Source organism: Polymorphospora sp. NPDC050346 (assembly GCF_040655695.1).
GTDB lineage: Bacteria > Actinomycetota > Actinomycetes > Mycobacteriales > Micromonosporaceae > Polymorphospora > Polymorphospora lycopeni.
This window is the reverse complement of sequence record NZ_JBFAKM010000038.1, coordinates 45,221-68,040: the sequence shown is the minus strand read 5'-3', so window position 1 is coordinate 68,040 and position 22,820 is coordinate 45,221. Positions and strand designations below refer to the sequence as shown.

The 22,820-nt window shown below is 70.1% G+C and carries 18 protein-coding genes; 10 read left to right on the top strand and 8 right to left on the bottom strand.

Features of this window, described 5'->3' with window-relative positions; genetic code table 11:
- Positions 1-36: 36 nt before the first annotated feature.
- Both AB0I42_RS29890 and AB0I42_RS29885 read left to right on the top strand, forming a co-directional pair.
- A complete protein-coding gene (locus tag AB0I42_RS29890; protein ID WP_357542458.1) occupies positions 37-2,637 on the top strand; it encodes a BTAD domain-containing putative transcriptional regulator in 2,601 nt (866 codons plus the stop codon).
- Between the two features lie 156 nt (positions 2,638-2,793).
- Complete coding sequence (locus tag AB0I42_RS29885) at positions 2,794-5,826, top strand: hypothetical protein (protein WP_357542456.1); 3,033 nt, start codon at positions 2,794-2,796, stop codon at positions 5,824-5,826.
- Positions 5,827-5,890: 64 nt separating this feature from the next.
- Here AB0I42_RS29885 and AB0I42_RS29880 read toward each other — a convergent pair whose 3' ends face one another.
- Genes AB0I42_RS29880 through AB0I42_RS29865 form a run of 4 tightly spaced genes read right to left on the bottom strand, consistent with a single transcriptional unit; the run spans position 5,891 to position 9,932 of the window.
- A complete protein-coding gene (locus AB0I42_RS29880; RefSeq protein ID WP_357542454.1) occupies positions 5,891-6,865 on the bottom strand; it encodes an aldo/keto reductase in 975 nt (324 codons plus the stop codon).
- Positions 6,865-8,169 (bottom strand): MaoC family dehydratase N-terminal domain-containing protein, encoded by a 1,305-nt coding sequence (locus tag AB0I42_RS29875; protein ID WP_357542452.1) that lies wholly within the window; start codon positions 8,167-8,169, stop codon positions 6,865-6,867. Before AB0I42_RS29875 ends, AB0I42_RS29880 begins: the two co-directional genes overlap by 1 nt.
- Positions 8,170-8,184: 15 nt before the next feature.
- Positions 8,185-9,168: a nitronate monooxygenase gene (locus AB0I42_RS29870; RefSeq protein ID WP_357542450.1), complete on the bottom strand. Its 984-nt coding sequence runs from the start codon at positions 9,166-9,168 to the stop codon at positions 8,185-8,187.
- The gene (locus tag AB0I42_RS29865) at positions 9,165-9,932 is read right to left on the bottom strand and encodes an enoyl-CoA hydratase-related protein (RefSeq protein WP_357542448.1); all 768 of its coding nucleotides are present in this window, start codon (positions 9,930-9,932) and stop codon (positions 9,165-9,167) included. The genes AB0I42_RS29870 and AB0I42_RS29865 overlap by 4 nt, the downstream gene beginning before the upstream one ends.
- 322 nt (positions 9,933-10,254) lie before the next feature.
- Here AB0I42_RS29865 and AB0I42_RS29860 point away from each other — a divergent pair, with 322 nt between their 5' ends.
- The 3 genes from AB0I42_RS29860 to AB0I42_RS29850 are packed head-to-tail and all read left to right on the top strand — an operon-like array spanning position 10,255 to position 12,435.
- The gene (locus AB0I42_RS29860) at positions 10,255-11,070 is read left to right on the top strand and encodes an enoyl-CoA hydratase-related protein (RefSeq protein WP_357542446.1); all 816 of its coding nucleotides are present in this window, start codon (positions 10,255-10,257) and stop codon (positions 11,068-11,070) included.
- 4 nt (positions 11,071-11,074) lie between these two features.
- Positions 11,075-11,566: a PaaI family thioesterase gene (locus AB0I42_RS29855; RefSeq protein ID WP_357542444.1), complete on the top strand. Its 492-nt coding sequence runs from the start codon at positions 11,075-11,077 to the stop codon at positions 11,564-11,566.
- Entirely contained in the window at positions 11,563-12,435 is an 873-nt protein-coding gene (locus AB0I42_RS29850; protein WP_357542441.1) for an alpha/beta hydrolase, read from the top strand. Before AB0I42_RS29855 ends, AB0I42_RS29850 begins: the two co-directional genes overlap by 4 nt.
- Positions 12,436-12,438: 3 nt before the next feature.
- On the opposite strand, the gene AB0I42_RS29845 is transcribed toward AB0I42_RS29850, so the two are convergent.
- Complete coding sequence (locus tag AB0I42_RS29845; protein ID WP_357542439.1) at positions 12,439-13,479, bottom strand: LLM class F420-dependent oxidoreductase; 1,041 nt, start codon at positions 13,477-13,479, stop codon at positions 12,439-12,441.
- Between the two features lie 180 nt (positions 13,480-13,659).
- Here AB0I42_RS29845 and AB0I42_RS29840 point away from each other — a divergent pair, with 180 nt between their 5' ends.
- Both AB0I42_RS29840 and AB0I42_RS29835 read left to right on the top strand, forming a co-directional pair.
- The gene (locus AB0I42_RS29840; protein ID WP_357542507.1) at positions 13,660-14,811 is read left to right on the top strand and encodes a thiolase family protein; all 1,152 of its coding nucleotides are present in this window, start codon (positions 13,660-13,662) and stop codon (positions 14,809-14,811) included.
- Positions 14,812-14,822: 11 nt separating this feature from the next.
- Positions 14,823-15,416 (top strand): TetR/AcrR family transcriptional regulator, encoded by a 594-nt coding sequence (locus AB0I42_RS29835; protein ID WP_357542437.1) that lies wholly within the window; start codon positions 14,823-14,825, stop codon positions 15,414-15,416.
- Positions 15,417-15,522: 106 nt separating this feature from the next.
- Here AB0I42_RS29835 and AB0I42_RS29830 read toward each other — a convergent pair whose 3' ends face one another.
- Positions 15,523-16,674 (bottom strand): CaiB/BaiF CoA-transferase family protein, encoded by a 1,152-nt coding sequence (locus AB0I42_RS29830; RefSeq protein ID WP_357542435.1) that lies wholly within the window; start codon positions 16,672-16,674, stop codon positions 15,523-15,525.
- Positions 16,675-16,798: 124 nt separating this feature from the next.
- On the opposite strand from AB0I42_RS29830, the gene AB0I42_RS29825 reads away from it, so the two are divergent.
- Genes AB0I42_RS29825 through AB0I42_RS29815 form a run of 3 tightly spaced genes read left to right on the top strand, consistent with a single transcriptional unit; the run spans position 16,799 to position 19,546 of the window.
- A complete protein-coding gene (locus AB0I42_RS29825; protein WP_357542433.1) occupies positions 16,799-17,953 on the top strand; it encodes an acyl-CoA dehydrogenase family protein in 1,155 nt (384 codons plus the stop codon).
- 40 nt (positions 17,954-17,993) lie between these two features.
- Positions 17,994-18,761, top strand: a complete 768-nt coding sequence (locus AB0I42_RS29820) for an SDR family NAD(P)-dependent oxidoreductase (RefSeq protein ID WP_357542431.1) — start codon at positions 17,994-17,996, stop codon at positions 18,759-18,761.
- Positions 18,758-19,546, top strand: a complete 789-nt coding sequence (locus AB0I42_RS29815; RefSeq protein WP_357542429.1) for a crotonase/enoyl-CoA hydratase family protein — start codon at positions 18,758-18,760, stop codon at positions 19,544-19,546. The genes AB0I42_RS29820 and AB0I42_RS29815 overlap by 4 nt, the downstream gene beginning before the upstream one ends.
- 59 nt (positions 19,547-19,605) lie before the next feature.
- Here AB0I42_RS29815 and AB0I42_RS29810 read toward each other — a convergent pair whose 3' ends face one another.
- Together AB0I42_RS29810 and AB0I42_RS29805 are read right to left on the bottom strand one after the other, a co-directional pair.
- Complete coding sequence (locus tag AB0I42_RS29810) at positions 19,606-21,702, bottom strand: ATP-dependent DNA helicase (RefSeq protein WP_357542427.1); 2,097 nt, start codon at positions 21,700-21,702, stop codon at positions 19,606-19,608.
- A 121-nt stretch (positions 21,703-21,823) separates the two neighbouring features.
- Positions 21,824-22,807 (bottom strand): acyl-CoA dehydrogenase family protein, encoded by a 984-nt coding sequence (locus AB0I42_RS29805; RefSeq protein WP_357542425.1) that lies wholly within the window; start codon positions 22,805-22,807, stop codon positions 21,824-21,826.
- Positions 22,808-22,820: the final 13 nt, after the last annotated feature.

Here is a 22,820-nt window from a genome sequence, read left to right as displayed (position 1 = left end):
GGGGATCCTGACCTCCGTGCCGACGGGGAGGACACAATGGAGGGACTACGGCTGTCCGTGCTGGGCCCACTCGCCGCCGAGCGGGACGGCCAGTCGGTCCCGCTGGGCGGGAGGCGGCAGCGGTCCGTACTCGCGGTGCTGCTGGCCGCCCGGGGACGGATGGTCCCGGCGGACCGGATCGAGGACCTCGTCTGGGGAGCCGACCGACCCACGGCCAGCCGCGCCACCCTGCACGGGTACGTGGCCCGGCTGCGCTGCGCGCTGGAACCGGGGCGCCCGAACCGTGGGCAGGGCCGGCTGCTGGTCCGCGACGGCCCCGGGTACGCCCTGCGGGTCCCGCCGGAGAGTTTGGACGCCGACCGGTTCGCCGCGCTGGTGAGCCGCGGCGGCATCCTGCTGGACGAGAGCCTGCCGATGCGGGCCGAGTCGGTCCTGCGCGAGGCACTGGCGTTGTGGCGCGGTCCCGCATATGCCGATGTCGGGGAGGCCCCTTTCGTGGTGGCCGAACGGGCCCGGTTCGACGTGCTGCGGGCGACCGCGGTGGAGCGGCGGATGGCGGCGCTGCTGGCGGTCGGGCAGCACGACACGGCCATCGGGGAGCTGGAGGCCCACACCGCCGAGGAACCGTTACGGGAGCGCGGGTGGCAACTGCTGGCGACGGCTCTCTACCGGGCCGGACGGCAGGCGGACGCGCTGGCGGCGCTCCGGCGGGCCCGTACGCACCTCGCCGAGAAGCAGGGCATCGACCCGGGACCGGAGCTGCGTCGCCTGGAGATGGCGATCCTGTGCCAGGACGACACCGTCCTCGGTGGGCGACCGGAGGTGGGCGCCGGCAATCTCCCCGTGGCGATCTCGTCGTTCGTGGGCCGTGGCACCGAGTTGGCCGAGGTGGGTGCCGCCCTCGACGCCGACCGTCTGGTCACGCTGACCGGACCGCCCGGAGTCGGCAAGAGCCGACTGGCGAAAGAGGCGGCCCGGCACCGGCCCGACCGGCACGGCCCCTGGTACGTCGACCTGTCCGGGCTGCCCGACGGCACGCCCGTGGTGGCGGCCCTGGCCGACGCGATCGGCGTACCCGCGACCACCGTCCCGGCGCTCGCCGACCGCGTCGGCCACCGGGCCGCGCTCGTCGTCGTCGACAACGCCGACCACCTGCGCGCCGAGGCCGTACCGGTGCTGACCGGGTTGCTCGCCCGCTGCCCGGCGCTGCGGGTCCTGGTCACCGGCCGGCGCGCGCTGGAGACACCGGGCGAGCGGGTCGTCGCCGTGACCGCGCTGTCCGAGCCGGACGCCGTACGCCTGCTCGGCGACCGGGTGACGGCCGCGGGCGGCGCGGCTCTGGAGCCGGCGCTCGCGGCACGGATCTGCCGCCGGCTCGACGCGTTCCCGCTCGGGATCGAGCGGGTGGCGGCGCGCTGCGCGGCGCTGGCTCCCACCGACGTCTGGGCGACCCTCGACGAGGGGCTGCTCGACGACGAGATCGAGGCCAGCCGTCGACTGTTGACCGCTGCCGGCGGCCGCCTGCTGCACCGGCTCCGGGTCTTCGACGGCTCTTTCACCCTCGCCGACGCGCAGCGGGTCGGCGGGGGGCCGGCCGCCACGACCCCGCTTGTCGAACTCATCCGCCACTCCCTGGTGCTCGCCGATCCCGGCCGTCCGCCGTGCCGGTACCGCCTGCCGCACAGCGTGCGGTCGCACCTCGGCGCGCCCCCGTCGGCGCTTGCCAGTCAGGTTGCAGCGGGCAACCCGACGCTGGTGCGCATGAGACGACTCAGCACCGCCGTCGCCGCGACGCTACTGTTCACCGCCTTCACGCTCGCCACGCCGAGCGGCGCTCCGGCCGATCCCGGCTGCCAACTCGGCGACCCGCGACCGATCTGCAACGGAGGAGGATTCCCGGAGGATCCGACCCCGCTCGACGACGCGGCACCGACCGGAAAGATCGACTACTACTCCCGCTACGGCGGCGTCATCTGGATCACCGGCTGGGCGCGTGACGCCGACGGGGGTCCCGTGACGGTCAGGGCCTACTCCAACGCCCTGCCGAAGAGCACGGTGCAGGCCAACCTGCCGCACACCGGACAGGGCGGGAACCACGGGTTCAGCATCTCGTTCCCCGCTCCGGCGACGGTCGGCAGCCACCAACTCAAGGTGGTGGTGGCGAACGTGTCGAACGGCACGGCACCGGCGGCGGAGGACATCACCTTCTATCCGGAGTGGTACGTGATCAAGCCGGCCACGCCGACCGGTCTCGTCCTCACCCCGTGGAAGGTGGGCGACGAGCACCGGATCACCGTCGAGTTCACCGATCCCTCGGACAACGAGGAGGGCTTCCGCATCACCTACGACTGGGTGGGACGCAAGTGGAAGTGGGACTGCGAACGTGAGGTCGGCCACTGGGAGACCGGCACGTTCAGCGAGTCTGTCGATGTCCCCGCACAGGCCGGCCGGGAACGCTACAGCCACACCATCGGCAACCTCGACCACACCACGTTCTACAAGTTCTACGTCATGACGAAGGAGAACGCCCGCTTCTCGGACAAGCTGGTGGGCGGCATCAACTCCGGCGAGTTCGCCCCCGCACCCGGCGCGTCGAGCTTCTCCAACCCCGACCCCGAGCAGCCGTGCATGGACTAGCCCCTGCCGGGAGCGGAATCCGGCTGGTCGTCCGGGGTACGCCCCGGCACCAGCCGGACACCAGTCGTCTCCGACACCGTGCTGCTTTCCACTTCAGAGAGAGGTAGGTATCGACCCGTGTTCACACACCCGCCCGACCGGAGGTGGCCGCGCAGGTTGGCCGTCATCCTGGTCACGGTCACCGCCCTGGTGCTCGGCAACGCGGTCAAGGCCTCGGCCGCCGTCGACTACGACGAGGAGACGGCCCGGCAACACCTGTTCGCGGCGCACATGCGGATGCACAGCCGTGGGGCCGACGGCATCCGGGCGATGGTGGTCTCCGCGTCGCTGACCGACTGGCGTGCCGCCCACCCGAACGCCACCCGTGAGGAGATCATCGAGGCCGGGGTGATGCTCGACAACGCGGTCCTGGCGAGGTACCGGTCGGTCAAGAACACCAGCCCCTACTCCCTGGTCGTCAACGGCGTGGAGGCGATCAGCGCGCTGCCCTTCGTCAACCTCGCGGCGCCGGGGGCCAAGCTGCTGCTCAAGGAGTTGTGGGGCAACGACGTCCTGGCGCGGGAGGCGTTCCGCAACCAGGTCACCGGGGCCTACCAGAACTACGTCTTCACCAACAGCTTCTACGGCGTGCAGGACCGGGTCTGGGCGCTGGTCGCCGCGGCCGGGGTGAACGACTCCACGTTCGCCGACGCCTGGGACGGCCTCGTCGGCACCCACGTGGGCGTACGGCTGAACGCGTCGCTGGACCAACTGATGGCCGACCCACTGCTCAGGACGTACGTCAACGTCGACGCGCTGATGGCCAACACGCAGAACCAGACCACCTATCTCGCGCAGGCCCGTCGCATGGCCGAGGACGCGTTCGGGCGGATCCAGGCGAAGGAGGAGGAGATCCGGGCGGAGCTCGCCCGCCAGTCGCTGAAGTACCCGGTCGGACCGGGACCGAAGCCGACGCCGGAGGCGTACACGCGGGCGCTGGCCGAGGCGGCGCAACGCGATGTCGTCCTCGCCGGCCTGGCATCCGGGTTGTCCGTGCTCACCACGTTCATCGGGTTCGCCGACCCGAAGGCGGCCCGGGAGATCCAGGCCGTGGGCTCCGCGGCGATCACGATCGCCAAGTCGATCAGCGACTACATCCCCAAGATCGCCGGGCTCGGTGTCGCCGAGGCACTGACCTCGATCGGCACCGTGGTCATGACCGGCAACATCCTCGGCGCCGTCATGACGCTGACCAGCATCTTCATGGGATCAGGCCCGTCGCCGGAGCAGATGATCCTCGAAGAGATCGCCAAGGTGCGTGAGGACATCGAGAACCTGCGTACGGAGATGCACCAGCGGTTCGACGCGATCGAGAAGGCACTGAGCACCGTCTACGCGGACATGATGACGCAGTTCACCCGCCTGCAGGGAGCGATCGACGACGTACGCCGCGAGCTGGGCGACATCCAGAGCCAACTGCTGTCGCTGGACACCAGGCTGGTGGCCCTCTCCGCGTCGACCCACGCGGCCCTGGAGGCCCAGGCCATGCACGACTTCGAACTCGCCGCCGAGCGGTACCTCGACTACCAGGGCCGCACCGGGCAGCCGGTGCCGAACTTCACCGAGTACTGGCAGGGCGCGTCGACGTTCTCCCTCACCGCCAAGACCACCGCGGCCTCGGCGCCGCTGGCCATCACCGACGGGATGGCGCCGTCGGTGACACCCGACGCCGTACGCCAGCACACCCCGCTCGGCTCGCTCTACTACCTGGCGTGGCTCGCCCGCAGCCGCGGCTGGGACCCGGACCTGCCGATGCCGTCGGTGAGCAGCGGACGGGGCGTGCCCAACGCCGGTGTCTGGTCGGTCTCGGCGCACGCCTGGACCCAGCTCGCCGCGGAGAACCCGCAGTTCGCCAGGTCTGTCAGCGGATCGGTCTGGGACGAGATCGTGTCCGTCGGCACGAAGGTCAACCAGACGGCGGCGACGTTCAGCGCGCCGCACAACGGCACCACCAACAAGCTGTTCACCAACCTGGTGAACGACTACGAGTCGAAGCTGGGCGCGGTCTCGAAGGAACTGGAAGGAGTACGCCACGAGGTCGCGCTCGACGGCGCCTACAACCCGTTCACCGACGCGAGCCAGCCGCCACCGGCGCGGGTGCCGGAGGTCGAGACGATGGCGCCGTGCAGCACGACGGTCGGCGGCCCCGGCAGCACCCTGCCCATCGCGGCCAACACCACGACCCGCCACCTGCCGAACGCGTACCACACCGCGTACGTACTGCGCGCCGAAGGACAACGGCCAGAGTTCCGGACCTGCTACGAGGCGGTGTACAGCAACGAGGACACCACCGACGGGCGGGTCGAGACGGTGACGACGGCCGACATCACGATCACGGTGAAGCTCCAGGTGAAGTGGCCGCAGGGCAGTTGGACCGACGCCCGCCGGCTGACCCACACCACGTACGCGGACCGGATCAAATGGGTGAACCACAAGACCGGCTACCAGCGCACCATCGACACCAACGAGAAGGTCGGCCAGCTCTGGCCGACGCTGCGCGAGCAGTTCGCCGACCGCGCGTCGATCGGCAACGTCGCGGTCGCCGAGGACGACGCCTGGATGCGGGCGATGGGCTCGCTGCACGCCAGGCAGAAGGTCTACTACGCCACCGTGCTGCAGCGGATGGACGACCCGACCAGCCCGCTACGCAAGGCACTCGACCGGCTCGACGAGACGCTGATGCTGCTCCAGGCGTACACGCAGGTCGGTTGGTCCAAGGCGCTGGAGCACAACGAGTCGCTGCGGGCGCTGCTGTTCGGCGGCGACCACCTGCCGGGCCGCTTCACCCTTCCGGGCACCGGCTACTCGGACCACTTCCGGGAGGCGTTCACCGGCGCACTGACCGCGTACGGCCACTGCACGCTCGACCCGGCCGGCGGATGCCCGGTCGGCACCTGGTACGACCCGCGTGGTGGCGCACCGGGCGCGTTCGGCAAGACGTGCGGTCAGCCGACGTACGACACCACCCTCGCCGACCCGGTCACCCACTGCGTCCGGCTCGCCGGCGCGGCCCGGCTCTCCGCGCTGCGTGCCGAGTACGCCGCCGAGTCGGCCCGGCTGGCCAGCGGGGCGTACCAGGAGGGGCTGACCGCCGTCAGCGACTTCGTCACCCACATGAGACTGGTGCAGAAGGCGTCTCACCAGTCCTGACCCGCGCAATCCCCGGCGCCGGCACCGGTCAGGTGCTGGCGCCGGGCGTGTCTTCGGACCGCCGCTACCGGGAGGCGGCGGCGACCGCGTCCGGGTGCCGGCCGGCCGGCGTAGCGGGTGCGGCGTGGTCGATGGTGCCGAGATCGATGGTGTCGAGAAACACCGTGGTCGCCTCCGCGTTGTCGTAGAGGTGGTGCAGCAGGCCGGTGCCGGGAATCGGGACGATGTCGAACCCCTGGTGCAGCAACCAGGCGATGGCCAGTTGAGCGACCGTGCAGCCGCGCACGTCGGCGATCGACGCCAGCCGTTCGGCGAGCGCACGATGGGTGTCGAGGTTGCCGGCGGCGAACCGCGGATCGGCGCGGCGGCTGTCGCGGGCCGCGAGGCCCGGCAGGTCACGGCTCCTTCCGGCGAGGAGTCCGCGGCCGAGTGGCGAGCGTGCCACCAGTCCGATCCCGAGTTCACGGCACGTGTCGAGGACGCCGTTCACCTCCGGCGTCCGGGTGCCGACCGAGTATTCGGTCTGTACGGCGGTGACCGGGTGCACCGCGTCGGCACGCCGGATCATCTCCGGTCGGGCATCGACGATGCCCAGGTGGCGGACCTTTCCCACCGCGACGAGTTCGGCCATCGCGCCCCAGGTCTCCTCGAGCGGTACGTCGGGGTCGACGTGATGCTGGTAGTACAGGTCGATGACGTCGATGCCGAGCCTTCTCAGGGACGCGTCGCAGGCGGCCCGTACGTAGCCGGGGCGGCCGTTGACCCGGGTACCGGTGCCGTAGGGGCTGCGTTCGACGCCGAACTTCGTCGCCACCACCACCTGATCACGTCGGCCGGCCAGCGCCTTTCCGACCAGATGCTCGTTGACGCGATCGCCGTACGAGTCGGCGGTGTCGAACAGGGTGATGCCGAGGTCCAGGGCCCGGTGGAGCGCCGGCGCCGACAGCTTCGCGTCACGGCCCGGATGGTATTCGGACAGCCCCATGCAGCCGAGGCCGATGGCCGAGACGGGGAGCGTCCGCAGACGTCGTAGCCGCATCACGAACCGGGGTGCGGTGCCCGTCGCCCGGTGGCGAGTTCGGCATGACGTTCCATGATCTCCCACACCTTCTGCTGCAGTTCGGCGGGCGGCTGCGGAAGCAGCGAACGACCGTGTTCGCGGCTGCGCAGCGCCACGGTCGCCTCCCCCCGGGCGGTCTCCTCGCCGCGCTGGTTGACCGCCCGGAGTTCGATCTCGACGAGGTTCATGCCGTTGTCGCGCCGCTTGCCGGTCACCGTGCCGGAGAGGTACTGGATGTCTCCGTGGTAGTTGAACTTGCGGATCTCGTCGTGCTGGCGCACCACGAATCCCTCGTCCCCCATCCAGTCGGTGAGCCGGTGGTGTAGCCAGCATTCGCGCAGCACGCCGTAGTCGTAGGCTCGCGGGTTGCCGATCGCCTGCGCCCACGCGGAGTCCCAGTGCACCCGCTGTGCGACGTCCGGAACGCCGTACTCGTTGTCGACGTAGAACGCCGGGATGCGCTGGCGGTTGCGCCAGTTCAGGCGGGAGGTCTTCAGACCGTACGGCACGAAGCCGTAGCCGCCGGCATGGAAGACGATCATGTCGGTGGTGGTGAGGGGGCCCTTGGCCATCGTCCCGAGCGGTTCGCCGATCGTCACGTCCTCGAAGTAGCGGACCCGCGCGCCACGTACGGTCTCGGCGGCGTAGATCTCGTCGAGTTCGGCGATGTCCTGCCGGGTGTACGACGGTGTGGGTACGTCCTTGTACTTGCCGGCCTCTCTGGCCTTCTTCCGGCCGGTGAGGATGATGAGGGTCCGGTAAACGCCGACGACCTCTCCCCGCTGGTTGAACTTCACCTCGCGGTTGACGCGGATCACGCTCCGGCCGGCGAACTCCGACTTCTTGACCTCGACCGATTCCAGGCCCTTGAAGGAGTGGAGCCGGTCCCCGGCGTGCACCGGCCGATACCATTCCCAGGTGCCGCCGGAGACGAAGGCATGGATTCCGCGATAGCTGCCGCCGCGCAGTTCCTTCGGCAGCCGGTCCCCTAGCAATGGGGTGTTCAGGATCGCGGCGATGATCTGGGGAGCGATCTGCCCGCCCCAACGGGTGCCCGCGCCGTGGTCGGGGTCGGTGTAGAGCGGATTGTCGTCGCCGTAGCTGAAGGCGAAGTTCCTGATCGCCTCAGGGGTCGCGGTGCCGAGGTGGGCCAGGTCCCGCACGGCGGCGACCGCACCGGCGGCCGCCCGGTCCCGCTCGATGTCGGCCTCGTCGATGTCGAAGTCGCTCGCCTCCTCGAACGCCTGGTTCGGTTCGGCTCCGCCGCGGGTCTCTTCGCTCATGTTCGATGCCTTCAATCAGTACGGGTGGTCGGGTCGGCGGGCCGGCCAGGCCGGCGTCGAGCACGCCTCGAGGTACTCGTTCGTCAGTCGGGTGGCGAGTTCGTCCACGGAGGGGATGTCGTCGATGAGTTCGACCCCCTGGCCTGCCGACCAGATGTCCCGCCAAGGGCGTACGTCGGGCGGCAGGTGGCTGTGGTCACCGCGGACCGCCGGAACCGGGAGGTTGCGGGAATCGAGGCCGGCGCGCCGCAGGGACGGCACGAGCCAGTTCGCGGGAACCGAGGCGACCGCGTCGGTGTAGAGCAGGTCGGCGGCCGCGGCGTCGACCAGCATCCGCTTGTACTCCGGCGGTGCCGACGACTCCCGGGTGGCGATGAACCTGGTGCCCACGTAGGCGAGGTCGGCGCCGAGGACCTCGGCGGCGCGGATTGCCGCACCGGTGGCGACCGCGCCGGCCAGGACGACGGTGCCGTCGAACATCGCGCGCACCTTCGGCACCAGCGCGAGGTGGGACACCGGTCCCGAGTGTCCCCCGCCACCGGCTCCGATACAGGTCAGTCCGTCGACGCCGGCGGCGATCGCCTTCTCGGCGAAACGGAGCGACGTCACGTCGTGGAACACCCGGCCACCCCAGTCGTGGACCCTTTTCGTCAGCTCGGTCGGGTCGCCCTGCGCGGAGATGATCAGTTCGACGTCGTGCCGCCGGCAGACGTCGAGATGCTCGTCGAGGTGTTCGGCCATGATCGCCCGGGAGATGTTGACCGCGATCGGGCCGATGACGGCCTCGGGGTGGCGGTCGTGATGATCCCGCAGGCTTCGCCTGATGGTGCCCAGCCAGGCGTCGAACTCTTCGATGCTGCGGGCGTTCTGCCTCGGAAGCGCGCCGACGAAGCCGTTGCGGCAGGCGGCGGTGACGAGTTCGGGGCCGGTGACGAGGAACATCGGCGCGCAGATCACCGGCAGGTTGAGCGAGCGGCGCAGCTCGGTGGGAATGCTCATGCGCCATGGACCCGCGTTCTCGCGTCCCGGAAACGACCTCGTTCGAGTGCGGCGAAGACGCGGTCGTAGCCGTCGTGCCAGGCCTGCTCGAAGGACCGCCCGGCGTCGAGCCTGACCTGGCGGCGCAGTTCGGCCAGGGAGTGGGCGTCGTTGGCGGCGAGTGAGCGGGCGTAGGCCCGGACGTCGGCGGCGAGTGAACCGGGCTCCGAGACGAATTGCGCGAGACCGTATCCGTAGGCGTCGGTGCCGGTGATGGTCCTGGCGCTGAGTAGCAGGTCGAGTGCGCGGCCGGTCCCGACGAGCTGGGTCAGCAGCCATGCGGTGCCGAGTTCCGCGACGAGTCCGATCTTCGCGAAGGCGGTGGTCCACTTGGCGTCCGGCACGGTGAAGCGCACGTCGGCCATCAACGCGTGGGCGAGGCCGATCCCCGCGACCGCCCCGTTGACGGCGGCTATCACGGGTTTGTTCACCCGCATCGCGACGTCTCGGGGTTCGGCGAAGGCCCGCCGTCTGACTTCGTCGATGTCGAGGGTTTCGAGGCGGGTGAAGTCGGCGCCGGCACAGAAGCCGCGGCCCGCGCCGGTGATCACGATGACGCGCACCGTGGGGTCGTCGTCGGCCCTGCGTAGCGCCCCGAGATAACGGGAGGCCATGTCGTCGGCGAACGCGTTGAGTCGCTCCGGGCGGTTGAAGGTGATCGTGGCGATCCCGTCTTCGACGCCATAGCGGATGGTCTCCGCTGGCAGCTCTCCGTCATCAGGCACGCCACGAGTGTACCGATCGGTATGTTAGCGATCAAGCGTTGCACCCCGGAACCTGCTCCGCGATCCGCCGCACCAGCGACGCGACGCGCCCGGATCTGACCTCGCAGCCGCTCACACCGGTCGACCCGGGGCCGACCGCACACCCCCGGACAACCAGCCTTCACGATCATCCAAACTGATAGACTGGTCGGTCCATACAACCCGCACGTCGACTACCCTGGGTCGCGGCCCGCCAGCCCGGAAACAACGCCGCCGACCGAAAACCCACCCACCCCCGGCCGCAGACCGACCGGGGCGCTGCCCAAGACGGAGGAACCGTCGGATGACAAGCTTCGCGGACGTCCACCTGGATGGGATGTCGATCCGGCTCGACGGCCGGATCCTGCGGATCACCCTCAACCGGCCCGAGCGACGGAACGCACTCGGTTCGGAGTGCGCCCGCGAGGTCGCGGCACTACTGCCGGACCTCGGACGGGAGGACGTCGTACGGGTCATCGCCATCACGGCTGAAGGAGACCACTTCTGCTCGGGGATGAACCTCAAGCGGGACCGGCGGCAGGAAGGCGAGCGGCCCAGGCCGACCGCGACACACCGGAGCATCGACACCGGGCCACACCGGCTGATCGGTGCGCTCGCGCGCATCGAGGTACCGGTCGTGACGTCCGTCCGCGGCCACGCATCAGGTCTCGGCTGCTCGCTGGCCCTGGTCGCGGACTTCTGCGTCGCCAGCCCCACCGCGCTGTTCTCCGTACCGTTCGTCCGTAAGGGCTTCACCCCGGACTCCGGCAGCACCTGGCTGCTGCCGCGACTGGTCGGCATGGCCCGGGCACGGGAGATGCTGATGCTCGGCCGGCAGGTGACCGGGAGCGAGGCGTTCGAATGGGGTCTGGTCAGTCGGCTCGTTCCCGACGAGGACCTGACGGCGGCCACCGAGGCGATCGTCGGTGAACTGGCCGGCGGCGCGACCACCTCGCTCGGCCTCGTCAAGTGGCTGCTGGACCGGAACTCGGTCGGGACGCTGGAGGACGCGCTGCGCACGGAAAGCCTCGTCGAGGACATCGCGACCAGGTCACTCGACTTCAAAGAGGGAATCGCCGCGTTCATCGAGCGCCGCCCGCCGTCCTTCGAGGGGAACTGAGACGATGCCCCAGCAAGATCCCCTCCTACCGGCCTTCGGGGTGGTGTCGGGCCTGGAATACCAACGGGCCATCGCCGACGGAGTCATCCCGACACAGCCGTTCCAGACACTCCTGGGATTCCGCCTCCGATCGGTCGACGACGACGGCGGCATCGTCGGCGACGCGGTCCCCCGTCCGGAGTTCGCGAACTCCGCCGGGCGGCTCCACGGCGGCTACCTCTCCGCGCTGATGGACTGCGCGACGGCGACCGCCGCCCACTCCCAGCAACCGGTCGGGGTCGGCGCGCCGCACATCCATGCCTCCTACCGGTTCCTGTCGTCGGCCGATCACCGCTCCGCGCTGGTCGTCACCGCGAGGCCCACCCACGTCGGCCGGTCCGTGGTGCATGCCGCCGTCGAGATACGGACCCGGGCCGGGAAACTGATCGCGTCCGGTGAGACCGTCCACAAGGTACGCCGGATCGGCGTACCCCGTGACGCCACCGCCACGCGATGACGACGCCGCGCGGCCCGGAGGGGACGAGGTTCGTCCTCGAGCACCGCGGTACCCCGGTGCGGGGACGCGTGCTGCCCGGCGACGAGAACGGGCGGGATGTGGTCCTCATCCACGGCGCCGGCGCCCACGGGCACTGGTGGGACGCGATGCTCGGCCACGTCGGGCGGCGGTGGCGGGCCACCGTCTTCGACCTCAGTGGTCATGGTGAGAGCGGGCACCGGTCGCAGGGGTACGGCGGCGAGACGTGGGCCTCCGAGGTGGCGTCGGTGATCCGGTACGGCGCCCGCAGCGGGTCGGCCACCCTCGTCGCCCACAGCATGGGTGGCCTCGTCGGCGCCGCCACGGCGGCCCTGTACCCACAGATGGTCGACGAACTCGTCCTGCTCGACGTCGGGATCAGGCCGCCGCGGGCCGATACCGCGCACCAGCCCCGGGGCCGGCCCGGCCGGGAGCGGACCGTCCATGTCGACATCGACACGGCGATCAGCCGGTTTCGCCTCGTGCCCTCGGGCAGCACCGCGTCCGCCGGACTCGTCCGTGACCTCGCCAGCCGCTCGTACGAACGGATTCCGCAGGGCTGGCGGGTACGTTTCGACCCCGCGGTGTTCCAGCGGTTCACCGATGCGGCGATCCACGATTGGCTGGGGCGGATCGACTGCCCCGTGACACTCGTCGGCGGGGCACTGAGCCCCGCGGTCACCGAAGTCTCGGCCCGGTACGTCGCGGGCCGGCTCGGCCGTCCCATCCGGTGGGGGCTCGTGCCGGCCGCGCATCATCACGTGCAGCTCGATCGCCCGGGCCCGCTCGCTGATCTGCTCGTGGAACTGCTCGACGGCGGCGAGCCGTCGGGCCTGCGCCGGGTCGGCTGACGATCAGCCGGCGAGTTTCCTGACGATCGCGAAGTCGTGGACCTGCCGCGTGTGGTCCGGTGCCACCGGACGCAGGTTCAACGTGGTCACACCTGCCCGGGAGAACGCATGGATCCGTTCGGCGACCCGCTCGGGGTTCCCGATCAACGACAGTCCCCGGACGAGCGCCTCCGGTACGGCGTCGATCGCCTCCTCGCGTCTGCCGGCCAGGTACAGCTCCTGGACCCGCGACGCCTCGTCGGCGAATCCGAACCGCGACACCAGCGTGGTGTAGAAGTTCTTGCCCCTCGCTCCCATCCCACCGATGTAGAGGGCAAGGTGCTCCCGGACCTGGCGCAGCGCCGCGTGTTCCTCCTCCCCGGTCTCGACGACCGCCAGGTAGCTCTGGGCGATGACATCGAGTGGCCCGAGGGTCGGGTCCCGCCGGGCGCTGCCCTCGCGCAGATGCGGACCGAACACCGGGTCCGCGACCTCGGGGAGGAAGAACATTGGCTGCCACGCCTCGAAGTGCTCGGCCGCCATCGCGACCGCACGGTCGCCGATCCCGCCGAGCATGATCGGGATCCGCTCGCGTACCGGCCTGTTTATGATCTTCAAGGGCTTGCCGAGCCCCGAGCCGCCACGCTGCGGGCCCAGCGGCAACTGGAAGTGCTCGCCGTCGTGCTGGAGTGCCTCCCTGCGCCACAGCATCCGGCAGATCCGCGTGACCTCGAGCGCGCGGCCGAGTGGTGCCCGGTACGGCACGCCGTGGAATCCCTCGACGACCTGCGGCCCGGACGCGCCGATACCCAGCATGAACCGGCCCTCGGATACGTGGTCCAGCCCGGCGGCGGTCATCGCGATGAGCGCCGGTGTGCGGGAGTAGACGTTGAGGATGGAGGAGGCGATCGTGATCCGCTCGGTCGACGCGGCCAGAAAACCCAGCAAGCTCACCGCGTCGAAGGAGTACGCCTCCGGAACGAAGAGCACGTCGACACCGACCGCCTCGTATTCACGGATACGGCCCACGGTCTCCTTGAAACCGCCGCTGTATGACAGCGGCATACCGATCCTCAATGCACTTCCTCCACTTTTCCAATGGCGCCAGGTTGGCGCAGTCGGTGCCGCCAGCTGCTCGCCACTCTCGCAGAAGTGTACCGATCGGTTGGTTCAGTGTACCATCGCTGGGCGGCATGCGGTCCGACCACGGGCCCTGATCCGCCGGGAAGGGTGGAAGCCATGGGGCTGCGCGAGGCGGTCGTCGTCGAGGCCGTACGCACTCCGATCGGGCGCAAGAAGGGCTCACTGGCCGACGTGCACGCGGTCGACCTGTCCGCGGTCGTACTCAACGAACTGCTGAAGCGCACGGGCCTGGACCCCGAGGTCGTGGAGGACGTCTACTGGGGCTGCGTGACCCAACTCGGCGACCAGTCGAGCAACGTGGGCCGCTTCGCGGTGCTGGCGGCCGGCTGGCCCGAGACGATCCCGGCCGTCACCATCAACCGCGCGTGCGGTTCGAGCCAGCAGGCCCTGGAGTTCGCCGCGTTCGCGGTGATGTCCGGCCGGGCCGAGGTCATCGTCGCCGGTGGTGTGGAGACCATGAACCGGGTTCCGATCGGTTCGGCGAGAAAGTTCGGCGAACCGTACGGCCGCACGGTCCTGGACCGCTTCGGTGTCGACGACCTCAGCCAGGGCGTCGGCGCCGAGATGATCGCCCGGAAGTGGGGACTCAGCCGGACCCGGCTCGACGAGTTCGCCGCGCTCTCGCACGAGCGCGCCGCGGCGGCCATCGACGCCGGCGCCTTCGATCGACAACTCGTCACGGTGCCGCTCGACGGCGGCACACTCGATGTGGACGAGGGGCTCCGGCGAGGCACCTCCGTGGAGACACTGGCGGGGCTCACGCCGGCCTTCCTCGAGGACGGTCGGATTCACGCGGGCAACTCCTCGCAGATCGCCGACGGCGCGGCCGCGCTGCTGGTCACCACGCCGGACAACGCCGCTCGCCTGGGTCTGCGACCACTCGCCCGCTTCCACGCCGGAGCGGTGGCCGGCGCGGATCCGGTGGAGATGCTCACCGCGCCCATCCCCGCGACGGAACGCGCCCTTCGTTCGGCCGGGCTCTCGATAGACGAGATCGGCGCCTTCGAGATCAACGAGGCGTTCGCGCCGGTGCCGCTCGCATGGCAGGCGGAGACCGGTGCCGACCCGGCACGTCTCAACCCCGTCGGGGGCGCCATCGCGGTCGGGCACCCCCTCGGCGCCTCCGGCGCGATCTTGGCCACGCGGCTGATCCACTACATGCGCGACAACGGAATCCGGTACGGTCTCCAGTCGATGTGCGAAGGTGGCGGGACCGCTAACGCGACGATCTTCGAACTCTGGTCCCAGAATTGACTATTGACGACATGGCTAAGAAGTCGAACAAGGAGACGACCAGCGAACGGGTGCTGCGCGTCGCGACCGAACTCTTCGCCGAGAAGGGCTACGACGCGACCGGCGTCCAGGAACTGTCGGAGTCGACCGGGCTGGGCCGCGGTGCCCTGTACTACCACATCAAGAACAAGCAGCAGCTGCTGCTCAGCATCGCCCTTCGCCTGCTCGAGAACGCCAATCGCGAGGCCCGGCGGATCCTCGCCAGCGGCGGCTCGGCCGAGGACAGGCTGCACCGCATGGCCGAACACCTGCTGACGGACCTGTCCACCAACCGCAGCGCCTGGATCACCTCGATGCGCGACTGGCAGGCGCTCGACGAGCCCCACCGCTCGCACGTGCGCCATCTTCGCGACGAGTACGAGCAGTACTGGCAGGCCCTGTTCGACGAGGGTGCCGAGGCCGGCCTCTTCCGGCCGGTCCATCCGATGCAGCGGCGAGCCATCGTCGGCATGTTCACCAGCAGCTACCGCTGGATCGAGCCCGCCGGGTCGCTGTCCCCGAAGCAGATCTCCGAGCTGTACGTGTCGTTGTTCCTCGACGGCCTGCGGGTACGCAAGGGCGACTAGGACCAGGTTCCCTCGCTGGCCCGGCACGCGGTCTCGTGCCGGGCCGGTGCCGTCGACGCCTTCTGAACCGGCTGCCGTCACCGCCGGCAGCCGGTTCCGTCGCGCCTCACGTGCCCTGGATTCGCACTCCCCCGGCTTCCGTGGCCAGTGCACCGCCGAACTGTTCCGGCACGGCCCCCTTCGGCGGCGACACGTCCTGATCCGACCCCGTGGGGTGGCCGACCCCCCAACGCTCGAGCAGCTCACCGGCCTCCGTCGGGGCGTCGGTGTATCCGAGGGGTAGCGCCGGGATCCAGCCGCCGGATGTCGTGCGCAGGACCCCACGCGCGGCGAGCTGGGGATGCGTCCCGGCCTCGGCCAGGGAGAGCACCGGTGCGATGCAGGCGTCGACCCGTTCGGCGATCTCCGTCCACTCGGCCCGGGTCCTGCTCCGGATCGCCGCCGCGATCCGCCCGCGTAGCCGCGGCCAGTTCTCCTTGTCCTCCCGACCCACCCGCTCCTCGGCGGTCAGTCCGATCACGTCTGCCAGCTGCTCGAAGAACTTGTCCTCGAGGGCGCCGACGGCGACGTAGCCGCCGTCGGCGGTCTCGTAGCTGTCGTAGTAGGGCGCACCCGTGTCGAGCCGGTTCGTGCCCGGGGTGTCCGACCACATCCCGAGGTTGCGGTACTCGTGCAGCATCGTGGTGAGGTACGTCGTGCCATCCACGATGGCCACGTCGATCACGGCGCCGGCGCCGGTGCGGGCGCGCTCGACCAGTGCCGACAACACGGCGATCACCAGGTACATGCCGCCGCCGGCGAAGTCGCCGACGAGGTTCGCCGACGGCATCGGCGCGTGCCCCGGACGCCTGGCCAGATCGAGCGCCCCGGTGATGGCGATGTAGTTGATGTCGTGTCCGGCTCTCGGCGCGAGCGGACCGGTCTGGCCCCAGCCGGTCATCCTGGTGACGATCAGCCCCGGATTGCGTTCCCTGAGCCGCTCGGGGGCTAGCCCGAGCCGCTCGACGACGCCGGGTCGGAAGCTCTCGACCACGACGTCGGCCTTGTCGATCACCTCGCGTACGAACGCGACGCTCCGCGGGTCCTTGAGGTCCAGCTCGAGTAGGGACCGGTTGCGCACCATGGCCGCCGTCGACTGTCCGGGCCTGGTGACGGTCAGTACCTCGGCACCGAGATCGGCCAGGAACAGACAGCCGAACGGTGCGGGCCCGAGCCCCAGGAACTCCACGACCCTTATCCCGGTGAGCTGCCCTGCCATGTGACTTGTCCCGCCTTCCCAACGTCTGCACGGACTCATACAATGTACCGACCGGACCGTACAAAACAACGTGACAAAACAATCACCGCAACAGTCGACTCGGACAGCAAAGGACGAACCGCAGGTGAGCCGGGGATTCTACGAAGCCGACCACGAAGATTTCCGTGCGCTGGCCCGCCGTTTCGTTTCGCGCGACGTCGCGCCGCACCTGGACCGTTGGGAGCGGGATCGACTCGTCGACCGGCGGGTCTGGCACGCGGCCGCCGAACTCGGCCTGCTCGGGCTCAGGACACCGGAGCGGTACGGCGGCGGCGGGGCGACGGACTACCGCTTCCGGTGCGTCCTCACCGACGAACTGGCCCGGGTCGGCGCCGCGGCCTTCGCCTCCGGGCTGGCCATCAACGAGGACATCGTCGCCGGATACCTCATCGCCCTGGGCACCGAGGAACAGAAGCGTCGCTGGCTTCCCGGCATGGCGGCCGGCGAGGTGGTCACCTCGATCGCGATGTCGGAGCCCGGCGCCGGAAGCGACCTGCGGGGCATCGCGACGACCGCCAACCGCCGGGGCGACCAGTGGGTGATCAACGGCTCGAAGACCTTCATCACCAACGGCTCCAGCTCCGACGTGGTCCTGGTCGCCGCCAGGACCGGCGAGCGGGAGGGCAGACCCACCTTCTCCCTCATCCTGGTTCCCACCGACACCCCCGGCTTCACCCGGGGCCCGAAGCTACGGAAACTCGGTCTGCACGCCCAGGACACCGCGGAGCTGTACTTCGACGAGGTGGCCGTACCCGGCGAGAACCTCGTCGGCGAGGAGGGGCGTGGGTTCCACCACCTGACCCGACAACTCCCCCTGGAACGCCTGTCGATCGCCTGGCGGGGGCTCGCCGGCGCCGAGGCCGCACTCGCCTGGACCGTTGACTACACCAGGACGAGAAAAGCCTTCGGCCAGCGCATCATCGACTTCCAGCACACCCGGTTCCGGCTCGCCGAACTCGTCACCGAGGTCGACGTCACGAGGGCCTACCTCGAATCGCTCGTACGCGAACTCAACGAAGGACGCCTGGACGCCACCACGGCGGCCAAGGCCAAGTGGTGGGCGACCGAGTTGCAGCAACGCGTGGTCACCGCATGCCTGCAGATGCACGGCGGCTACGGCTACATGGAGGAGTACCCGATAGCCCGCGCCTTCGCCGACGGCCGGGTGCAGACCATCGTGGGCGGGACCACGGAAATCATGAAAGAGATCATCGGGCGCGAGCTCGCATCCGACCGATGACCCGAACGCGTCCGCGTCGCGGACCGACCACAGGAGAACCATGAACCTCAACGGCGCTTCAGCGCTGGTCACCGGCGGGGCGTCCGGGCTCGGCGCCGCCACCGCCGCCGCACTCGTCGAGGCCGGCGCCAAGGTCGTGATCACCGACCTCGCGAGCTCCGACGGCCCCGCCGTCGCCGAGCGCCTGGGTCCGAACGCACGCTTCGCGGCCGCCGACATCACCAACGAGGACTCCCTGCGCTCCCCGCTCGACGCCGCACAGGAAATGGGCGTCCTGCGTGCGGTCGTCCACTGTGCCGGCCGCGGCGGTGACCGCCTGCGCATCATCGACAAGGAACGCCAGCCGGCTCCGCTGAAAAGCTTCCGCGACGTCCTCGAGGTCAATCTGATCGGGACATACAACGTGCTGCGTCTGTCCGCGGCCCGCATGAGCGGCAACAGCATCGAGGACGGCGACCGTGGCGCCATCGTCCTGACGGCGTCCGCCGCGGCGTTCGAAGGACAGATCGGCCAGACCTCCTACTCCGCCTCGAAGGGTGCCGTCCACGCGATGACCATCGTCGCGGCACGGGACCTGGCCAGCTGGGCGATCCGCGTGAACACCATCGCGCCCGGCATCTTCGACACACCGATGCTCGCCCGCCTGCGCGACGACATCCGCCAGGGTCTCGCCGCGACCGTGCCGCATCCGAAGCGGCTGGGTGACCCGGACGACTACGCCGCTCTGGCGGTCACCCTGTTGCAGAACGGGTATCTCAACGGCGAGACGATCCGGCTGGACGGCGCGATCAGGATGGCGCCCCGGTGAGCGACGAACCCGACGCGAACCCCGAACCGGAGGTGGTCACCTCCGAACACGACGGCATCCTGCTCCTGGAGATCAACCGTCCACGGCAACGTAACGCGATGACCAGGAGCGCGGCCAGGGCGATAGCTGACGCCCTCACCCGGCTGGACGCCGAACCTGGCCTTCGCGTCGCGATCCTCACCGGCCGTGGCGGCCACTTCTGCGCCGGAATGGACCTCAAGCGCTTCGCCGCCGGCGAGCGTGCCGCGACCGCCGAGCGCGGGTTCGCCGGGCTCGTCGAGGCGCCGCCGACCAAGCCGATCATCGCCGCCGTGGAGGGCTGGGCTCTCGGCGGCGGCTTCGAGATGGTCCTCGCCTGCGATCTGGTGACCGCCGGCGCCTCGGCCCGCTTCGGTCTGCCCGAGGTCAAACGGGGACTGCTCGCCAGGGGCGGCGGGATGTTCCGGCTTCCCCGCCGCCTGCCGCAGGCGATCGCGTTGGAGATGCTACTGACCGGCGACCCGATCTCCGCCGAGCGGGCAAGCGGTCTGGGGCTGCTGAACGCGGTCGTCGCCGACGGACAGGCCCTCGACGCCGCGTACGACCTCGCCCGGCGGATCTCGGCGAACGCTCCCCTGTCGGTCGCCGCCTCCAAGTCGATCGCGACCGGGTCGGCCGACTGGCCGCTGTCCGAGGCGTTCGAGCGGCAGCGGGGCCTGAGCGAGGTCGTGTTCGCCTCGCAGGATGCCAGGGAGGGGGCGACGGCGTTCGCGGAGAAACGCAGCCCGGTCTGGAAGGGGCGATAGTAGGCCCTGGACGGGCGGCGCGAGTCGACGCAGCCGACGACCCGAACCCGGGCGGAATCCTACGGGTCGGATGAGAGTTCGATTGTCATGACGCGTTTGGTGGCGCGGGTCCGGGCGACGTAGAGGTCGCGGGCACCGCCGGTGCGGGCATCTTCGATCGCTGCCGGGTCGATGACGAACACGGTGTCGAACTCCAGTCCTCGCGCCTCCGCAGCGGCGACGGTCACGGCGCCGGTCCCGTCGAGCGCTGTCGTGAGCCGAGCGACGCGATCCGACGGCCCGATGATGCCGATCAGTTCGCCCGGGTGCGCGGCGGCTGCCTGCTCGACCAGTTCGCGGAGGGCCGCGTCCAGGCGGGCGTCGGTGACGAGGAGGGTGCGCGGGTGTTCGCCGTGCCGTATCGAGCGTGAGGGCTGCTGTTCCGGGGCGATCCGGGCCAGCAGGGCGGTGGTGGCGTGCAGTATCTCGGCGGTGGTGCGGTAGTTGACCGTGAGCGTGTGGTGCGCGAATCGTTCTCCGATGAACGGCCCCACGGCCTCCGTCCAGGACCGGATGGTTGTCGCCGATCCCGCCTGGGCGAAGTCGCCGACGACGGTCATGGAACGGGTCGGGCAGCGGCGCATCAGCATCCGCCACTGCATCTCGGAGAGCTCCTGCGCTTCATCGACCACGATGTGCCCGTACAACTGCTCCGGAGGACCGTCGATCAGCGCCCGCGCCTCGTCCAACAACGCGAGATCAGAACTGGTGTTTCCCCCGGCACGGGAACGAGCCAGGACCGCGATCTCGTCGCCGGACAGGGCCGGCAGCAAAGCGGTGAGCGCGGCGCGGTCGCCGAGAAGCCCCTGCAGCGCGTCTGCCGCGCGAAGACGCGGCCACACCCGCTCGACGGCGAGGTCGACTCCCGGGTCGTCGAGGAGTCCGTCGCGAACGCCTTCCCAGTCGATTTCCGCATCACCGGTGGTCGCGACGGTGTCATCGAGGCCGATTGCGCGAAGGTCCTCGGCGACGGCCCGGTCGAGGTCTATGCCCAGCGAGGTCGCCACGTCGTCGTCCATCTCGGTGAGCGTCTCGGTCGTGCGCCTCTCCAGCAGGTTCACCAGGTCGTCGACCAGGTGCTCCTTGAACAGTTCGCGGGCAGGGTTGTGGGCGAGCCCGCCCTGAGTTGCGTGGCGGTGGGCGTCGTCCACCGTCTCCGGGTCCAGCACGAGCGTTTCCTGTCCGACCCGGATGTCGAGGGGCACGCCGCGCGGCTGGTGGTTCCGCACCCACCGGGCAAGCGCCACGGCCACCTGCGCTTGCCCTATCACCAGCGCGGCGGCATCGGACTCGATCGAGGACGGCTCGACGCCGGTCAGATCAGCGATGGTCGCCATCTGCACGTCGTTCTCGCCGAGTGAGGGCAGCACGTCGGAGATGTAGTCGAGGAACCGCCGATTCGGGCCGAACAGGAGCACGCCGCGTTTGGCGAGAGCCGGGAAGGCATGGAGCACATACGCGGCGCGATGCAGCGCCACGATCGTCTTCCCGGTTCCAGGACCGCCGTCCACAACGCTGACACCACTGTGCGGTGACCTGACGATCGCATCCTGCTCGGCCTGGAGCGTCGCCACCGCCTCGCGCATCCGACCGGTCCGTGCGCTGCCCAGCGTGGCGATGAGAGGGCCATCTCCGACGACATCCACGGGCGTGGGCGATGAACCATCGAGAATCTCGTCGCTGACATCCACAACCTTGCGGCCGTCGAGTCGTAGGTGTCGGCGACGCCGCAACCCCAGCGGGGATGCCGCTGTCGCCGCATAGAACGGACGCGCGGCTTCAGCGCGCCAGTCCAGCAACAGCAGGGCGCCGTCCTGGGAGCGAAGCCCGATCCGACCGATGTGCGCGGACGTGCCCGCCGCACTGTCGATGCGCCCGAAGCACAGCGAACGCTCCGCCGCCCGCAGTTCGTGCACGGTACGTGTCAGCCGGGCGATCTCGACATCGCGCACATACAGGTCCTGTGCATCCTCGACCGGGGCGGCGAGCACCCGATCGCGCGCCGCGAGTCCATCAGCGACCGCGGAGTCGAGCCGGGCATACATCGCATCGACCAACCGACGCTCGAGCCTGACCTGTCGATCAACACGCTCGGTCCCGCCGCCGCCCACCCGCATACGCGATGTCTCCTCCCCCGCCAGTCATCGCAGTATGCGAAGGAAGAAGACCGAAAGTAAGGCTTGACTTACTTTCTGCCCTCAGCCGCGTCCGGACACGCGAACCCAGGGGTGGCGAAGGTCAGCCGGCGCCGACGAGCACCTCGGTCTGCGCCTCACGGGGCTGGATACCCAGCCCGAGAAACCGCGCACGCTTGAGCAGCCGGTGAGCGCCGTGCTCCCAGGTGAAGCCGATCGCCCCGTGGTTCTGGATGTTCACCCGGGCGTTCTCCAACGCGGACGACTCGGTGAACCGTCGGGCGGCCGCCACCCGGCGCCGCGCGTCCGGGTGTTCCTCGTCGACGCTGACGGCGGCGAGGTCGACGACCGCCGACGCCGCGTTCGAGCGGATCGCCATCTCCGCGCAGCGGTGGGAGATCGCCTGGAACGCGCCGATCGGCCGGCCGAACTGCTCTCTGATCTTGGCGTACTCGACCGACATCGAGGTGGCGGCCGTCGCCACCCCGGACAGCATCGCGGCGACCAGGACGGACGCGCGTACGAGGACGGCTCCGGCCCTGGCTCCGGTGATCTCGGCGAGCACCTCGGCACGGTCCAGGCTGATCCTGGCCACGGTGACCGCCGGGTCCATCGGGGAGAGATCGTCGACGATGTCCCGGTCCGCCAGCCGGCACAGACGCAGCCGGGACCGTTGCTCGTCGACGAGGAGCAGCACGGCCGCACCACGGGCGTCGAAGGCGGTGACCCGATCGGTGCCGTCGTGGGGGCCGAACGCGTGGGCTGCCCGGAGCACCCCGGACACCAACCCCTCGGCGAGTGCGCGGTCACCGACGGTGGTGGCGACCCTGGCGGCGAGATTCGTGGCGAGGAACGGTCCGGCGGCAGCGGCGGCGCCGATCTGCGCGAAGACCTGCGCCTCGTCGGCCAGCGTCCCACCGAGGCCGCCGTCGGCCTCGTCGAGGCCGAGGGCGAACCAGCCCTGGTCGGCCGCGGCCGACCAGGCGTCCCCGTTCACCGTCGCGCCGTCCGGCGGCACGGCCCCGGCGAGTACGTCGCGTACGGCCGCGGCAAGCTCCCGCTGCTCGTCCGACGGATACAGATCCATTGCCTGTCCCCTG

Bases quoted from the DNA above. Each gene is read 5' to 3' on its own strand.
- AB0I42_RS29890 (WP_357542458.1), top strand. From the start codon at position 37: ATGGAGGGACTACGGCTGTCCGTGCTGGGCCCACTCGCCGCCGAGCGG.
- AB0I42_RS29880 (WP_357542454.1), bottom strand. From the start codon at position 6,865: ATGCGGCTACGACGTCTGCGGACGCTCCCCGTCTCGGCCATCGGCCTC.
- AB0I42_RS29875 (WP_357542452.1), bottom strand. From the start codon at position 8,169: ATGAGCGAAGAGACCCGCGGCGGAGCCGAACCGAACCAGGCGTTCGAG.
- AB0I42_RS29870 (WP_357542450.1), bottom strand. From the start codon at position 9,168: ATGAGCATTCCCACCGAGCTGCGCCGCTCGCTCAACCTGCCGGTGATC.
- AB0I42_RS29860 (WP_357542446.1), top strand. From the start codon at position 10,255: ATGACAAGCTTCGCGGACGTCCACCTGGATGGGATGTCGATCCGGCTC.
- AB0I42_RS29855 (WP_357542444.1), top strand. From the start codon at position 11,075: ATGCCCCAGCAAGATCCCCTCCTACCGGCCTTCGGGGTGGTGTCGGGC.
- AB0I42_RS29850 (WP_357542441.1), top strand. From the start codon at position 11,563: ATGACGACGCCGCGCGGCCCGGAGGGGACGAGGTTCGTCCTCGAGCAC.
- AB0I42_RS29845 (WP_357542439.1), bottom strand. From the start codon at position 13,479: ATGCCGCTGTCATACAGCGGCGGTTTCAAGGAGACCGTGGGCCGTATC.
- AB0I42_RS29835 (WP_357542437.1), top strand. From the start codon at position 14,823: ATGGCTAAGAAGTCGAACAAGGAGACGACCAGCGAACGGGTGCTGCGC.
- AB0I42_RS29830 (WP_357542435.1), bottom strand. From the start codon at position 16,674: ATGGCAGGGCAGCTCACCGGGATAAGGGTCGTGGAGTTCCTGGGGCTC.
- AB0I42_RS29820 (WP_357542431.1), top strand. From the start codon at position 17,994: ATGAACCTCAACGGCGCTTCAGCGCTGGTCACCGGCGGGGCGTCCGGG.
- AB0I42_RS29810 (WP_357542427.1), bottom strand. From the start codon at position 21,702: ATGCGGGTGGGCGGCGGCGGGACCGAGCGTGTTGATCGACAGGTCAGG.
- AB0I42_RS29805 (WP_357542425.1), bottom strand. From the start codon at position 22,807: ATGGATCTGTATCCGTCGGACGAGCAGCGGGAGCTTGCCGCGGCCGTA.